Origin of the sequence: Rhodococcus sp. WY5 (assembly GCF_018588185.1) — a bacterium.
Classification (GTDB): domain Bacteria; phylum Actinomycetota; class Actinomycetes; order Mycobacteriales; family Mycobacteriaceae; genus Rhodococcus_F; species Rhodococcus_F qingshengii.
The window spans coordinates 5,255,793-5,270,982 of the sequence record NZ_JAAMPR010000001.1 but is presented as its reverse complement, the minus strand read 5'-3'; the positions used below and the strand labels follow the sequence as shown (position 1 = coordinate 5,270,982).

At 63.1% G+C, this 15,190-nt stretch carries 13 protein-coding genes and 1 riboswitch; of the genes, 6 read left to right on the top strand and 7 right to left on the bottom strand.

All coding sequences use genetic code 11. The features are described 5' to 3' along the window. Window positions 1–167 precede the first annotated feature (167 nt). The gene (locus tag G4D79_RS24350) at window positions 168–4,352 is read left to right on the top strand and encodes a bifunctional nitrate reductase/sulfite reductase flavoprotein subunit alpha (RefSeq protein WP_166502025.1); all 4,185 of its coding nucleotides are present in this window, start codon (window positions 168–170) and stop codon (window positions 4,350–4,352) included. Window positions 4,353–4,358: 6 nt separating this feature from the next. Here the strand turns inward: G4D79_RS24350 and G4D79_RS24345 are convergent, their stop codons facing one another. Next, window positions 4,359–4,823 carry a tRNA (cytidine(34)-2'-O)-methyltransferase gene (locus G4D79_RS24345; protein ID WP_007727408.1) on the bottom strand — a complete coding sequence of 155 codons (465 nt, stop codon included), beginning with the start codon at window positions 4,821–4,823 and terminating at the stop codon, window positions 4,359–4,361. A gap of 137 nt (window positions 4,824–4,960) precedes the next feature. Here G4D79_RS24345 and G4D79_RS24340 point away from each other — a divergent pair, with 137 nt between their 5' ends. Together G4D79_RS24340 and G4D79_RS24335 are read left to right on the top strand one after the other, a co-directional pair. Continuing rightward, complete coding sequence (locus G4D79_RS24340) at window positions 4,961–5,641, top strand: excalibur calcium-binding domain-containing protein (RefSeq protein ID WP_064688905.1); 681 nt, start codon at window positions 4,961–4,963, stop codon at window positions 5,639–5,641. A 33-nt stretch (window positions 5,642–5,674) separates the two neighbouring features. Beyond that, on the top strand, window positions 5,675–6,295 hold the full coding sequence (locus G4D79_RS24335) for a pentapeptide repeat-containing protein (RefSeq protein ID WP_003940770.1): 621 nt from the start codon (window positions 5,675–5,677) through the stop codon (window positions 6,293–6,295). A 6-nt stretch (window positions 6,296–6,301) separates the two neighbouring features. Here G4D79_RS24335 and G4D79_RS24330 read toward each other — a convergent pair whose 3' ends face one another. After that, window positions 6,302–6,577 (bottom strand): DUF1905 domain-containing protein, encoded by a 276-nt coding sequence (locus tag G4D79_RS24330; protein ID WP_007727403.1) that lies wholly within the window; start codon window positions 6,575–6,577, stop codon window positions 6,302–6,304. 32 nt (window positions 6,578–6,609) lie between these two features. Continuing rightward, window positions 6,610–7,122, bottom strand: coding sequence for a GNAT family N-acetyltransferase (locus G4D79_RS24325; RefSeq protein ID WP_063892105.1), 513 nt, complete (start codon window positions 7,120–7,122; stop codon window positions 6,610–6,612). 31 nt (window positions 7,123–7,153) lie between these two features. On the opposite strand from G4D79_RS24325, the gene G4D79_RS24320 reads away from it, so the two are divergent. Together G4D79_RS24320 and G4D79_RS24315 are read left to right on the top strand one after the other, a co-directional pair. Next, window positions 7,154–8,011 carry a bifunctional methylenetetrahydrofolate dehydrogenase/methenyltetrahydrofolate cyclohydrolase gene (locus tag G4D79_RS24320; protein ID WP_007727401.1) on the top strand — a complete coding sequence of 286 codons (858 nt, stop codon included), beginning with the start codon at window positions 7,154–7,156 and terminating at the stop codon, window positions 8,009–8,011. Between the two features lie 5 nt (window positions 8,012–8,016). Then, window positions 8,017–8,301: a DUF3017 domain-containing protein gene (locus G4D79_RS24315; protein WP_003940740.1), complete on the top strand. Its 285-nt coding sequence runs from the start codon at window positions 8,017–8,019 to the stop codon at window positions 8,299–8,301. Between the two features lie 5 nt (window positions 8,302–8,306). Here the strand turns inward: G4D79_RS24315 and G4D79_RS24310 are convergent, their stop codons facing one another. The 4 genes from G4D79_RS24310 to G4D79_RS24295 all read right to left on the bottom strand — a co-directional run bounded on the left by G4D79_RS24310 (window position 8,307) and on the right by G4D79_RS24295 (window position 13,288). Then, window positions 8,307–8,882, bottom strand: a complete 576-nt coding sequence (locus tag G4D79_RS24310; RefSeq protein ID WP_214514476.1) for a hypothetical protein — start codon at window positions 8,880–8,882, stop codon at window positions 8,307–8,309. Next, on the bottom strand, window positions 8,882–10,711 hold the full coding sequence (locus G4D79_RS24305) for a DEAD/DEAH box helicase (protein ID WP_308252606.1): 1,830 nt from the start codon (window positions 10,709–10,711) through the stop codon (window positions 8,882–8,884). The genes G4D79_RS24310 and G4D79_RS24305 overlap by 1 nt, the downstream gene beginning before the upstream one ends. 118 nt (window positions 10,712–10,829) lie before the next feature. Then, the gene (locus tag G4D79_RS24300) at window positions 10,830–11,966 is read right to left on the bottom strand and encodes a homoserine O-acetyltransferase (protein WP_042449669.1); all 1,137 of its coding nucleotides are present in this window, start codon (window positions 11,964–11,966) and stop codon (window positions 10,830–10,832) included. Further along, complete coding sequence (locus G4D79_RS24295) at window positions 11,963–13,288, bottom strand: bifunctional o-acetylhomoserine/o-acetylserine sulfhydrylase (RefSeq protein WP_064443387.1); 1,326 nt, start codon at window positions 13,286–13,288, stop codon at window positions 11,963–11,965. Before G4D79_RS24295 ends, G4D79_RS24300 begins: the two co-directional genes overlap by 4 nt. A 143-nt stretch (window positions 13,289–13,431) precedes the next feature. After that, a riboswitch (SAM riboswitch) is annotated at window positions 13,432–13,572 on the bottom strand. 305 nt (window positions 13,573–13,877) lie between these two features. On the opposite strand from G4D79_RS24295, the gene G4D79_RS24290 reads away from it, so the two are divergent. Beyond that, on the top strand, window positions 13,878–15,101 hold the full coding sequence (locus tag G4D79_RS24290; protein WP_003940772.1) for an NADP-dependent isocitrate dehydrogenase: 1,224 nt from the start codon (window positions 13,878–13,880) through the stop codon (window positions 15,099–15,101). Window positions 15,102–15,190: the final 89 nt, after the last annotated feature.

The following is a 15,190-nucleotide window of genomic DNA, read 5'->3' as shown; positions in this document are numbered from 1 at the left end:
CGTACAGCTGCACGTCGACGACCGCTGGTCCCGGGACCGCACATCGGTCCGAAGGTCGCGGTGAGGAAAGAGTGATTGATACGCAACATCGGGCATGAACTCCCGAAACAACTGCATCCGAAGATAGAAGTCGACCTTGATCCTCGGTCGAAGGGATGCATGAATCGATGGGCGCTCAACTCACCACCACCAGTGTCGACACACTCTGCGCATACTGCGGGGTGGGCTGTGGTCTTGTCCTCGACATCATCACCGATCCCGAGACGGGGCGTCGGAAGGCTGCGAAGTCTTCCGGTCTGAAGACACATCCCACCAACTTCGGGCGTCTGTGCACCAAAGGCACCACGACCGCAGACATGCTCGCCGGCCCGGGGCGCATGGAATCTGCATATCGCCGTCCGCGCCGAGGTGATGCGATCGAAGCGGCGGACATGGCCGCAGTCATCACTGACACCGCCCAGCGCCTGCGGGCAATAATCGACGAGCACGGTCCCGACGCGTTTGCGTTGTACGTGTCCGGGCAGATGTCACTCGAAGCTCAGTACCTGTCGAACAAACTGGCCAAGGGCTTCATCGGGACCAATCAGATCGAATCGAATTCCCGTTTGTGCATGGCGAGTGCCGGCACCGGCTACAAGCAGTCACTCGGGGCCGACGGACCGCCCGGTTCCTATCAGGACTTCGAACACGCCGACGTGTTCTTCGTGACCGGCGCGAACATGGCGGACTGCCATCCGATCCTCTTTCTGCGGATGCAGGAGCGGATCAAGGCAGGCGCGAAGTTGATCGTCGTCGATCCTCGACGCACCGCCACCGCCGACAAGGCGAACTTGTTCCTGCAGATCGCTCCCGGCACCGATCTCGCGCTACTCAACGGACTACTCCACCTGCTCGTCGTAAACGGCCACACCGATCCGGACTTCATCGCCGACTTCACCGAAGGCTGGGAGGTGATGCCCAGTTTCCTCGCGGAGTACACGCCTGCGAAGGTCAGCGAGATCACCGGTATCCCCGAGGCCGACATCCGCACTGCAGCGCAGTGGATCGGTGAGGCTGCAAACTGGATGAGCTGTTGGACAATGGGTTTGAACCAGAGCACCCACGGCACGTGGAACACCAACGCCATCTGCAACCTTCACCTTGCGACCGGTGCGATCTGCAAGCCCGGCAGCGGTCCGTTCTCGTTGACCGGTCAGCCGAACGCCATGGGTGGGCGTGAAATGGGCTACATGGGGCCAGGTTTGCCCGGCCAGCGCGCCGTGATGGTCGACGCCGATCGCGACTTCGTCGAGGAGCGATGGGGGATCCCGCAGGGCTCGCTGCGCACCGACATCGGCGGTGGCACCATCGACATGTTCTCCCGAATGGCGGCGGGCGACATCAAAGCGTGCTGGATCATCTGCACCAATCCCGTTGCGACGGTAGCCAACCGCAAGACCGTCATCGACGGCTTGGAGAAGGCCGACCTCGTCATCACCCAGGATGCCTTCCTGGGCACCGAGACCAACGAATACGCCGATGTTCTGCTGCCTGCTTCGCTGTGGACAGAGTCCGACGGAGTGATGATCAATTCCGAACGCAACCTGACGCTCTTTCAGCAGGCACTGGATCCGGTCGGGCAGGCGCTGCCTGATTGGCAGATCATCGCCCGGATCGCCTGCGAGATGGGGTACGCCGAAGCGTTCACCTACACCTGTGCCGAAGAGGTGTTCGAAGAGATCAAGCAGTTCTGGAATCCGAAGACCGGCTACGACTTACGCGGCGTCACCTACGAGCGCCTCCGCAAGACATCGATCCAGTGGCCATGCCCGCCAGACAGTGATCAGGACCGTCATCCCATCCGATACGTCAATGACGGTGTCAGTCAAGGGCTCCTGATCCGCGAGGACGGCAGCACTCCGAGGCTCGCATTTCCCACCGCCACTGGCCGTGCGATGTTCTTCGCACGGCCGCACATGCTTCCCGCCGAAATGCCCGACGACGACTACCCCTTCCTGCTCAACACCGGTCGTCTCGCGCACCAGTGGCACACCATGACCAAGACCGGCAAGGTGGCCAAGTTGAACAAGCTCAACCCAGGTCCCTTCGTCGAGATCCATCCCGACGACGCCGCCAGGCTCGGCATCGTCGACCAGGATGCGATCGAGGTTGCCTCACGCCGCGGTCGCGCTGTGCTTCCGGCTGTTGTCACCGACCGAGTGCGTCCGGGGAACTGCTTTGCCCCATTTCACTGGAACGACGCCTTCGGTGAATATCTGTCCATCAACGCCGTCACCAACGACGCCATCGACCCTGCCTCGCAGCAACCGGAGTTCAAAGCCTGCGCTGTCACTATGACGAAGGTCGCCGTGAACACACCTGAAACAGTGCTCGCCGAGGCGGCGCTGGTGGCTCCCGCGCCAGCTGATCGGGCTTTGTCGCGAACCGATGTCCTCGCAGATGTCCTCGGTCAAACAGGAACACCTGCAGTGGTATTCGATGCGCTCCAGCAGAGCTACCTGGCCGGCCTTCTCGCTGCGTTGCGTGCGGACGCCGATCGCACTGCCGGGGTACCTACCTTGCCGTCGACGGCACCCTTCGATGCCGAAAAGCGGATGTGGGTCGACGGTGTTCTGGCCGGCCTGTACTCGCGGATCTCACTTCCTGACACCGACGGGCCTGCGTTGTCATCGAGTCCGAGTATTGGATCCGAGCGCGCGCCGATCGTGGTGCTCTGGGCATCCCAGACCGGAAACGCGGAAGAATTCGCTGCTGAGTGCGCCACTCGTCTCGGGGGAATCGGCTTGCCCGTGGTGATGCACGCGATGGACGAGTTTCCCGCCGCCGACCTGGCAGCTACCAGAGAGGTCCTGCTGATCACCAGTACCTCCGGTGACGGCGAATCTCCGGACAACGGCAGCGGTTTCTGGGATGCGTTGTCTGCTGACACGGCGCCCCGCATGTCCGAGACACGTTATGCAGTAATCGCTTTCGGCGACTCGAACTATGCCGACTTCTGTGGACACGGACGAAAGCTCGACGCCCGCCTTGCCGAACTGGGAGCCAGTCGTATCGTCGATCGCGCCGACTGCGAGCCCGATTTCGAGGACACCGCTGCTGGATGGCTGGAGGCGGTCACGGCTGAGCTTCGGAGCTCGGTGGCCGGCGAGACGACCGACGTTCTCGTTGCAAAGAAGAATTCTGGGACAACCGTTGCAGCCGAGCCGATTTCACCGGCGATGTCGCCGCCGCTGCGATACAACAAGAAGGCGCCACTGACCACAGCCTTGACGCGCAATGTCGTGCTCAACCGTCCGGGTTCTTCCAAAGACGTGCGGCAGTTGGGCTTTCACCTTCCAGGTGACACGGTCAGTTACGAAGCCGGCGACGCTCTCGGAGTCTGGCCCCGAAACAGCTCTCCGTTTGTCGACGAGTGGCTCACCCTTACTGGCCTCGACGGTGACGAGACCGTCGAACTGGGGCAGTACGGGGAAATGACGCTGCGTACCGCGCTCACCGAGCGCCTGGAGATCACTCGAATCTCGACCGACATGATTCGATTCGTGCATCAACGAACCCGCGATTCGGACCTGGCCGAGTTGTTGAAGCCGGAGAATGTCTCCACGTTCAAAGACTGGTCGTGGGGACGACAGTCCGTCGACATTCTCGCGCAGTCGCCCGTTCGTGCCTCGACAGACGAATGGCTCTCGCTGCTCAAACCGATTCAGCCGCGGCTGTATTCGATATCTTCCAGTCCGAAGGAGAACCCACGCGAAGTGCAGTTGACGGTGTCCGCGGTGCGATACAACGTTGCGGGTGTCCCACGGCGTGGAGTGTGCTCGACTTACCTCGCCGACCACGCTCACGATGACGACATCGGTATCTACGTGCAGAAGTCGACCCACTTCCGGCCACCTTCCGATCCCGAGACCCCGATGATCATGGTCGGTCCGGGGACCGGCATTGCACCGTTCCGTGCCTTCCTGCATGAGCGGCGGGCATTGGGGCACACGGGCCCGAACTGGCTGTTCTTCGGAGAACAGCACGCCGCGACCGACTTCTACTACCGCGAAGAAATCGAAGAATTGCGGAAAGACGGCTTCCTCACCGAACTCGACCTCGCGTTTTCCCGGGATCAAGCCGACAAGGTCTACGTGCAGGACCGGATGCGTGAGCGGGGTGCACTGCTGTGGGAGTGGTTGCAGAAGGGAGCGCACTTCTACGTCTGCGGCGATGCCAACCGGATGGCCAAGGACGTCGACAGTGCCCTCAACGGGGTGGTCGCTCAGCACGGAAAACTGGCACCTCGCAGTGCCGAGGCGTACGTGAAGGCTCTTTCGGCGGAGAAGCGCTATGTCCGGGACGTCTACTGACGTCGATCAGACAGCGCCCTTGAACCCGTGCTGACGCCAGGCCTCGTACGTCACGAGGGCGGCAGCGTTGGACAGGTTGAGGGACCGGCGTCCGGGCAGCATCGGGATACGCAGGCGCTCGGTGACGTGTTCGTCCGCCAATACTTCTTCGGACAGTCCGGTGGGTTCGGGCCCGAACAGCAGGACGTCGCCGGGTTGGTAGGCGATATCGGCATACGACGTGGTCGCGTGCGCGGTGAAGGCGAACACGCGAGCGGGGGTGACGGCTTCCCAGGCAGCGGTCAGGTTTTCGTGGACCGTGACAGTCGCCAGGTCGTGGTAGTCCAAGCCTGCGCGCTTGAGCTTCGGCTCCGACAAGTCGAACCCGAGAGGGCCGACCAGGTGGAGTTCGCAACCGGTGCCCGCGACCATGCGGATCGCGTTTCCGGTGTTGGGTGGGATGCGGGGCTCGTGGAACATCACTCGGAACACTCGAGGAACTGTACCGGGCGACGTATCGGTGCCCACGTCCGTGAGAAGACCCGGTCGGGAAGTGTGGGCGAATTGGTAACAAACCGGCCAGTCCGTGCGAATCTATTTCCGGCACTCTTCGCAGAACGGACATTTTGATGAACCCTCCCGCCGGTTGGAACCCCGACCCCTTCGACCCCACGATCGACCGTTACTGGGACGGTCAGCAGTGGACCGCGCAGACACGGCCCAAGGGCGTCGACGCACCCACTCAGGCTTTCGGCACTCCCACGCAGGTCTTCGGCGCACCCGGATCGGCGGTGCCGGTCACTAGCGCCGAGGAAGGCAAGACGCGGCGTAAGTGGCCGTGGATCGCCGGCGCGGCAGTCGTGGGGCTGGTTGCCATCGCCGCGGCGACGGGAGCGGGCAAGTCGGAAGAATCGACGACGCCTGCTGCGACCTCTTCGACGACAGCTGCAGCGACGACAACCAAAAGCACGGTCCCGTCGACGACGAAGACCACGACTTCGTCCCTCTTGCCGACGACGACAACGATCGTGCCGCCACCGACGACAACCACCGTGGCAATAGTGCCGCTGGTTCCGCAGGTCCCGGAGACCACGACTACGCCGTATGTTCCGCCCGCTCCGGCGTACACACCGCCGAAGACAACGGAACCGGCGTACGTTCCGCCGCCGGCCAAGGTGCCCGACGCGGGGGTGTATTACGCCAACTGTGCAGCCGTGCGAGCGGCCGGTGCTGCCCCGATCTACCGCGGCGATCCCGGCTATTCGTCCAAGCTTGATCGTGACGGTGACGGCGTGGCCTGCGAGACCTAGGCGATCGAACCGGTGTCGGTGCGGCGGGGCAGTATGGACGGCATGCTCCCCGAAGAATCCGACGATGTCGTCGGCGAAGACTATTCAGACGCGCGGCTGGCCGGGCAGAAGTGGCGTCAGCGCACTTTCACCAACTGCAATTTCCGAGACGCCGACCTCACCGGACTCACGACGGAGTCGGTGGTGTTCACGGATTGTGATTTCACCGGCACCGATCTGGGGGAGTCCGTGCACACGGGAACTGCGTTCCGCTCGTGCAATTTTGCCCGGACCAGCCTGTGGCACAGCACGTTCCGAAACTGCAGTCTGCTCGGGTCGACGTTCGACGGTTGCCGCATCCGGCCGTTGACGCTCGACGAAGTCGACTTCTCGTTGACCTCACTCGGCGGGGCGGACCTGAGAAAGATCGACTTCACCTCATGCCGCTTCCGTGAAGCGAACCTGGTTCGGGCCGACATGCGGGGCGCGGTGCTGGCGTCGGCGGATCTGTCCGGTGCTCGTACGGGTGGACTCAAACTCGAAGGTGCAGACCTGCGCGGTGCACGGATCGATCCGAGCCTGTGGACGTCCGCGTCCGTCGGAAACGCGCAGATCGAGTTGATGCAGGCGGTGGCGTACGCGTCGGCGCATGGTCTTGTCGTCGACATGAAGTAGCAGCGCCTAGCTCTCCAAGCGCTCCTCGAGGCGCACCGTCACCAGCTCGCCGGTCTCCTTGCCGATGGCTTTGCGAAGATCGGCTTTGACCGGCAGCTTGTGGTTGCCGTCTCCCAGCGCCATGAACGAACTCTGGAACGGATGTCCGTCGATCGTCCCGCGTACCTTGACCAGGCCGCGGGTGCCGAAGAACTCGGCGGACTCCGGCCAGATCACATAAGTCCACCCGCCCTTGGCGTCGCTCTTCTGCAGGGTGGCCGTGAATTCCTTGTCCAGCAACATGATGTCGGTCCTTTCGAACTCGTCCCAGTCGATCAGCGGATGAATTCCCGTGCGAGCAGATCCATCAACAGTCCGTCCTTCCACGCACCGTGGCGATCTCGCGAATACTCGCGCATCACCCCGACGTCCTTGAAGCCCACCGATCGGTAGCACGCGATGGCGACGGAGTTGTCGACTTCCGGGTCGATGACCAGACGGTGGAATGCGAGGTCGTCGATCAGGTGGGCACACAGCACCCGTATCGATTCGCGACCGAACCCTCGGCCGTGGAAGTCGGGATCGAGGAACAAGTCGAGCCCGGCGTGGCGGAAGTCGGGGTTGTCTTCCGCTTCGTACCACTGGATGAAGCCGATCAGTTGGTCGCCGTGGAAGATGCTGTAGTGCGTGGTGCCGGCTTCTGGCGCCGCAGGCCAGTCGTCGTCGGGATTTTGCCACCACTGCACGACGTCCGGGTGCAGGTGAATTGCCCGCAGACGGGCGTGATGATCGGGCGCGACGGGGGAGAGGAGCACCCTCGGGCCGCGTAGTTCCGGAGCCGTTGTCACTCATCGACCCTAACCTGGAACAATGGTCGCCGTGACTGCAACGATCCTCGACGGCAAAGCTACCCGCGACGAAATCTTCGAAGACCTGAAGGTGCGGGTGAGCGCTCTGAAGGCAGAGGGCATCACACCCGGCTTGGGCACCATCCTGGTGGGCGACGACCCCGGATCCGCGGCTTACGTGCGCGGCAAGCACAACGACTGCGCCAAGGTCGGTATCAATTCTTTGCGACGCGACCTGCCTGCCGACATCACGCAGGAGCAGCTCAACGCGACGATCGACGAGCTCAATGCCAATCCCGAGTGCACCGGCTACATCGTGCAGTTGCCGCTTCCCAAGCACCTTGACGAGAACGCAGCCCTCGAGCGCATCGACCCCGACAAGGACGCCGACGGCTTGCACCCGGTCAACCTCGGTCGACTGGTGTTGGGCAAGGAAGCCCCGCTGCCGTGCACCCCGCGTGGAATCCTGCATCTCCTGCGCCGCTACGAGGTCCCTATTGCAGGCGCACACGTGGTGGTAGTCGGACGAGGCGTCACAGTCGGTCGCCCGATCGGATTGCTGCTGACGCGTCGTAGCGAGAACGCGACGGTCACGCTCTGCCACACCGGTACCCGCGATCTCGCGGCCGAGGTTCGCCGCGCCGACATCATCGTCGCTGCCGCAGGCGTTCCCGGCCTCATCACCGCAGACATGGTCAAGCCCGGGGCAGCGGTCCTCGACGTCGGCGTCAGTCGCACCGACGACGGCCTGCGCGGCGACGTCGCAGCCGACGTCAACGAGGTCGCCGGCTTCGTCTCACCCAATCCCGGTGGTGTCGGACCGCTGACCCGCGCGTTCCTGATCACCAACGTGGTCGAGCGCGCCGAGCGGGTTCTGGCCGGAGTCTGAGTCCGATGTCCTCACTGGTCGGCCTCGCGAAGAAGAATCTGCCCATGCTCGCGGTCCTCGCCGTGATTGCGGCGGCCGTGGTTCTCGTGCTGGCCGACCGGTGGCGCCGCGGCGCCCTCGTCTTCGGTGTTGCCGTCATCATCGGAGCTGCCGCTCGGTGGTTCGTTCCCGAGAACCGTGTGGGGTTGCTCGCGGTGCGTGGAAGGGTCTTCGACACCGCGGCGATGGGCGTTATGGGTGTGCTGATCGCGACGCTCGCCCTGACCATCGATCCGCTCGGTACCGACTGAGAAGATCAGCCCCCGTAGAACGAGCGAATATCGATATCACTCAAAGGGATCCACTCCGGTGAATGTGCGGATGTCGACTTCTTTCCAGCCTTGACCGGTGCACTCCGTAACGTCACCGCAAGTGCAGGTTCCTCGTCGATTCGCCCGGCGAGGGCGTAGATCGCGGCGAGATGGTGAACGCACGGCGAGCGTCTACCTGAGCAGTCGCAGCTGGCAGTGCACTCCGAAAGATCAACGGCTGCTGCGATATTTCGAGCCTGCAGTTCGGTGACGATGCTGTCCGGCAGTTCGCCGGTGGAGACGGATCTGTTCGCCTTTCCAGCCGAACGGAGAAGGCTCTTCACTGCAGCGATCTCGGATTTGGTCCAGAGCGGGACACCAATCGTCACTGACGAAGTTTTTGCCTTGGTGCTCACCTCGGCGACGACGGTCCCCGACGAGACGACGGTGAACTCCACGGAACCGTTGCGTGCCAGGGTGCGAGCCGTCGGCAGGGACGGGTTCGGACCGGACGCCGCGGTCCGCTCCACCGTGCGCAGCCACGCTCGACCCCAAGCGGTGACGCCGAATTCGTTGGCCATCAGATGATCACCGCGCCGTCGAGTTCGAGAAGTTCACGCAGTTCGGTGTCGGGGAGATCGGCCAGCGCGGCCTCGACGTTCCCGGAGACAGCATCGGCCACAACTCGTTTGGACTCGTGCATCGCTGCTATGTGATCCTCCACGGTACCGCCCGTCACCAAGGTGTGGACGTTGACGGTGCGTTTCTGGCCGATGCGGTGTGCCCGGTCGGTTGCTTGATCCTCGACGGCTGGGTTCCACCACCGGTCGTAGTGCACGACATGACTTGCGCGCGTGAGGTTGAGGCCGAAGCCGGCGGCGCGCAAGCTCAGAATCAGAACCGGTGGTGAATCCGTCTCGTTCTGGAACGCGTCGACCATCGCGTCTCGTTTGTCGGTGTTCAGGCCGCCGTGGAGGAAAGGCACGGCGCCGATTCCCAGTTCGGCTCCCAGGTGTCGCGAGAGCATCTCGCCCATCGTCCGGTACTGCGTGAATATCAGCGCGCGATCGCCGTCGTCGACGATCTCGGCGATCATTTCCGTTGCGCGGTCGAGCTTTCCGGATCTTCCGTAGAGGTCGTCCGTATCGCCGGTGACCTGCGCCGGGTGATTGCATACCTGCTTGAGAGTGGTCAGAAGCGCAAGGATGTTGCCACGCCGGGCAATTCCCGTGCCCAATCCGGAGTCGAACGCATCGGCAACTGCCGACCGGTAGATGCGCGCCTGTTCCGACGTCAGAGTGCACGAGACCGTGGAGAACTGTTTGGGCGGAAGATCCTTGGCCACTATGTCTTTGGTTCTGCGCAGAATGAAAGGATCGATCACCGCGGCAAGTCTGGTCGCCGCGGTGGCCGATCGACCGGATTCGATCGGGACGGCAAAGCGTTGACGAAACCGTGCGCGAGTTCCGAGGACGTCGGGGTTGGCGACGCGAAAGAGTGACCACAATTCTTCGAGGCGGTTCTCCACCGGCGTGCCGGTCATCGCTACCTTGACGTCCGCCGACAACTGCATTGCTGCTTTCGCGGCGAGGGAAGCGGGGTTCTTGATCTGTTGCGCCTCGTCGAAGACCACTGAACTCCAATGAACCGGGGCCAATTGGGCTGCGTCGGAACGCAAGACGCTGTAGCTGGTCAGAACCGTAGTGCCGGCGGGGATACGAGTGGGAAGTGCACGGGCGGCCCCGTGATGAACGTGCAGTGGCAGATGCGGAGCGAATCGCTCGATCTCGCGGCGCCAGTTTCCTATCACCGAGGTGGGACACACAACCAGATGCGGACCGTCGTCGGCGCGGATCGCGATCATCGAAATCGCTTGCAGTGTCTTACCCAAACCCATCTCGTCGGCCAAGATCCCACCACCCGAACCCGACAGAGCCGTCAGCCAGGCAACTCCCTGCATTTGATACGGGCGCAGAGTCGCCTGAATCTTTGCTCGGCGAAGACTCTCGATGGCCGCGCGCGCTTCCGTGAACAACCGCACCGTGGACGCGGCGCTTCGGATCTTCGTGTCGTCGCGCTCGATAGCGGCATGCGCTGCGGTCGGAATGTCATGTGCGCCGGTGTCGATGACGCGCTTCCACGCGAGCAGCGACGATCCGGGGTCGCCGCGACCAGCATCGAGGTTGTGGAACGCGTCGATCGCGGTGGTGAGGTCGAGCAGTTGCGCTCCGACGTCGGTTGCTGTGATCGACTCGTCGACCGGGATCGCAAGCCTGCACACGCCCGGCGACCCGGTCGGCATCCCCAGTGCCGACAGCCGCGCTGCCGGGTCTGCGTCACCCCAGAACGCGAAGGACATGTGCTCGGGAATGTACGTAGCCTGCAGGCGCGTCGAGCATGGCTGATTCACGTTCGCCGATGCTAGACGCGCCGGCTCACGTTCGCCAATGAGAATGTCGGGAAAACCCGCAGATCAGCTGTGGTTTTCCCGACATTGACGAATCCTGAAAACGTGGCTCTGTGCCGAATCAGCGAGCCGTACGCGCGAACTCCATCGTTCGGCGAAGCAGTCCGGCGACGGCGTCCGCCTCCGTCAGGAAGCCGTCGTGGCCGTCCTTGGACTTGAGAATCTCGAGGCCGCTGCACGTGGAAATTCCGTCGGCGATCTCCTCCTGCAAGCGAAGGGGATACAGCCGATCCGAGTCGACGCCGCCCACCACGACCGGTGCCGTGATCGATGCCAACGCCGCCGCAACACCGCCGCGTCCACGACCGATGTCGTGCCGGTTCATGGCCTCGGTCAGGAGGACGTACGTGCTCGGGTCGAAGCGGTCGACCAGCTTGTCTGCCTGATGTTCCAGGTAACTCTGTACGGCGTATCGTCCACCGTTCCAAGGATTTTCGTCGTTCTGAGCGGAGTTCTCGAAGCGCGCGTCCAGTTCGGACTCGGTGCGGTACGTCAGGTGCGCGATGCGACGGGCGATGCCGAGTCCGGTGCGAGGTGCCCGCCCCGTTCCGTGGTAGTCACCGCCCTGCCAATCCGGATCGGAGACGATGGCAGCGATCTGCGTCGTCTGGGTGCCGATCTGATCTGCAGTGGCCCGTGAACCGGTTGCGAGAACCAACGCGGAGCGAATGCTGTCCGGGTAGGTAACTGCCCATTCGAGGGTGCGCATGCCCCCCATGGATCCGCCGACTACCGAGGCCAACTGGTCGATCCCGAGGAGATCGACGAGCTTCTTCTCCGCCGCGATCTGATCCCGGATGGAGATCTCCGGGAACCTGCTGCCCCACGGCTTGCCGTCGTCGGCCGGCGAACTGGGACCGGTCGTGCCGCGACAACCACCGAGGACATTGGTTGCGATGACGCACCATTCGCCGGTGTCGATCGGTTCGCCGGGGCCGACCATCCCGTTCCACCAGCCGGGGGAGGGCTGATTCGCGGAGATCGGTCCGGTGACGTGTGAGTCTCCGGTCAGTGCGTGCTCGACGAGTACGACGTTGTCGCGGTTCGGGGAAAGCTCACCCCACCGCTGAACGGCGAGCGAAACCGATGGGAGCACCGCGCCGCTTTCGAGTTCCAAGGCACCGATGTCGACGAACCCCACCTGGCCGTCGGGTGGGGGCAGGAGGTCGATCCTGGGCTCCAATTCGTTCACGGTCACGAGTTTGCCACCGCTGCCAGGCCGACGGTGAGATCGGCGAGGATGTCGTCGATTCCTTCGATGCCGACCGCGAGGCGAACGAGCCCGGGTGTGACACCGGAGGCGAGCTGCTCTTCGGGGGTGAGCTGCGAGTGTGTCGTCGAGGCGGGGTGGATCACGAGTGAGCGAACGTCACCGATGTTGGCGACGTGGCTGTGCAGCGTCAGGGCGTTGACGAACGTCTTGCCCGCATCGATACCGCCAGGCAGCTCGAAGGTGACGATGGCGCCGGTTCCCTTGGGCGTCAGCTGCTTTCCACGTTCGAACCATGGCGAGGAGGGAAGTCCCGCGTAGGAAACGGAGGCCACCTCACCGTGGCCGTCGAGGAATTCGGCGACCTTCTGTGCATTGGATACGTGGCGCTCGATGCGCAGGCTCAAGGTTTCGATACCCTGCGCGATGAGGAACGCGTTGAACGGCGCCACGGCGGAACCGAGATCGCGCAGCAGTTGGACGCGGGCCTTGAGTGCGAACGCCGGCGCGCCGAGGTCCGCGAAGGTGACGCCGTGGTAGCTGGGATCAGGCGTCGTGAAGTTCGTGTGGCGACCCTGCGTCCAGTCGAAAGTGCCACCGTCGACGATGACGCCGGCGATCGCGGTGCCGTGTCCACCAAGGTATTTGGTGGCGGAGTGAACGACGATGTCGGCGCCGTGTTCGAGTGGGCGAAGCAGGTACGGCGTCGCGACTGTGTTGTCCACGATCAACGGAAGACCGTTCTCGTGGGCCAGTGACGAGATACCGGGTAGGTCGAGGATGTGGTTCTTCGGATTGGCGATCGTTTCGCCGTAGAACGCCTTCGTATTCGGGCGAATGGCTTCGCGCCACTGCTCGAGATTGTCGGGATCCTCGACGAACGTGACTTCGATACCCAGCTTGCGAAGGGTGTAATGCAGGAGGTTGTACGTGCCGCCGTACAGGTACGGGCTGGAGACGATGTGGTCGCCGGCCTCGGCGATGTTGAGGATCGCGATGGTCTCGGCGGCCTGACCCGAGGAGAGGAGGAGTGCGGCGACTCCGCCTTCGAGGGCAGCGATGCGCTGCTCGACGGCGTCCTGTGTGGGATTCATGATCCGCGTGTAGATGTTGCCCGGCTCGGCGAGGCCGAACAGTGCCGCAGCGTGATCGGTGCTGTCGAAGACGTAGCTGGTGGTCTGGTAGATCGGCAGAGCGCGCGCGTTGGTGGCGGTGTCCGCTGTTTGTCCGGCGTGCACCTGCTTGGTCTCGAACGACCAGTTCGCGGTCGGATCCGAAGTTGCTGCGGCGTCGGCTGTGTTGTCGGTCATGATTTGTTCACTCCAGTGGTCTGACGGATAGATGTCGGACGGGGGCGAATGATCGCCGCCCCGTGCTGGGGTCTATCTACAAGTGCGACACATACTGAAATACCTCCGTGGGGCTCGGCCCGGTCTGGGGTCCGTCCCTGTCGGACCCGCGCTTGTCACCCGAATTGCGGTGGAACTGCGCGAGCAGATCCACGTCGGGAAACCTGGTCATCACCCGGGGCACCCCACCGCGGTTGGAGGGTTGCCGTCCAGCGAGCCGGGGCTTGACGCTGGCACTCATGACCAAGTCGGATTCTACCGGGAAGTGAGCGCAGTCCTGACACGGGGCGAAATGTGAGCCGCAACCGCACGCGAGGCAGAGCGACGCAGCCCACTAGCAGGCAAAAGTTACTCGCGAGTAGAGACCGATGAGTGGACCTGCCGGTTGCGGCCTCACGGGTTAGCAGTACGCTTGTCTTGTTTGGGACTCATCTCCCGAGATCAGTCCACACCGTCTAGGTTTGATAATCGAACCGTTCGCGGACCCACTCACAAAGTGTGACCGCAACCGTGTAACCAGGGAAACTTCCTAGGAGGACGCGAAGCACCCATGTCCAAAATCAAGGTTGAGGGCACCGTCGTCGAACTCGACGGCGATGAGATGACGCGCATTATCTGGCAGTTCATCAAAGACAAGTTGATCCATCCGTATCTCGATGTGAACCTCGAGTACTACGACCTCGGTATCGAGTACCGCGACGAGACCGACGACCAGGTCACCATCGACGCAGCGCACGCGATCCAGAAGCACGGCGTCGGCGTCAAATGCGCCACGATCACGCCGGACGAGGCACGTGTCGAGGAATTCGGTCTCAAGAAGATGTGGCGTTCCCCGAACGGAACGATCCGCAACATTCTCGGCGGCACGATCTTCCGCGCACCGATCATCATCTCCAACGTTCCGCGACTCGTTCCGGGCTGGACCAAGCCGATCATCATCGGCCGTCACGCATTCGGCGACCAGTACCGCGCCACAGACTTCAAGGTCCCCGGCCCCGGCAAGGTGATGATCACCTACACGCCTGAGGACGGCAGCGCACCGATCGAGCACGAACTGGTCAACTTCCCCGAAGAGGGCGGCGTCGTCCAGGGGCAGTACAACTTCACCACGTCCATCCGTGACTTCGCTCGCGCGTCGCTCACCTACGGACTGCAGCAGAACTACCCGGTGTACCTGTCCACCAAGAACACCATTCTCAAGGCGTACGACGGTGCCTTCAAGGACATCTTCCAGCACGTCTACGAGACCGAGTTCAAGGCTGAGTTCGATGCTGCAGGTCTGACCTACGAGCACCGCCTCATCGACGACATGGTCGCTTCCGCTCTCAAGTGGGAGGGCGGATACGTCTGGGCATGCAAGAACTACGACGGCGACGTCCAGTCCGACACCGTGGCCCAGGGCTTCGGCTCGCTCGGCCTCATGACGTCGGTTCTGCTGACACCGGACGGAAAGACCTGTGAGGCAGAGGCTGCTCACGGCACCGTGACGCGTCACTACCGTCAGCACCAGCAGGGCAAGCCCACCTCGACCAACCCGATCGCGTCCATCTTCGCGTGGACCCGCGGACTCGAGCACCGTGGCAAGCTCGACAGCACCCCTGAGGTCATCGGCTTCGCGCAGGCGCTCGAAGACGTTGTCATCAAGACCGTCGAAAGCGGCCAGATGACCAAGGACCTCTCGATGCTGGTCGGCGGCGATCAGGGCTACCTGACCACCGAGGAGTTCCTCGGCGCGCTCGACGTGAACCTGCAGAAGGCCATGGCCGCGAAGTAGATTCACCGCTTCACCTGTCAAATGGGACGTCTGGGAAACCGGGCGTCCCATTTGTGTTCGCGGTCTCACGTGAGTGAACTCACCCGCTC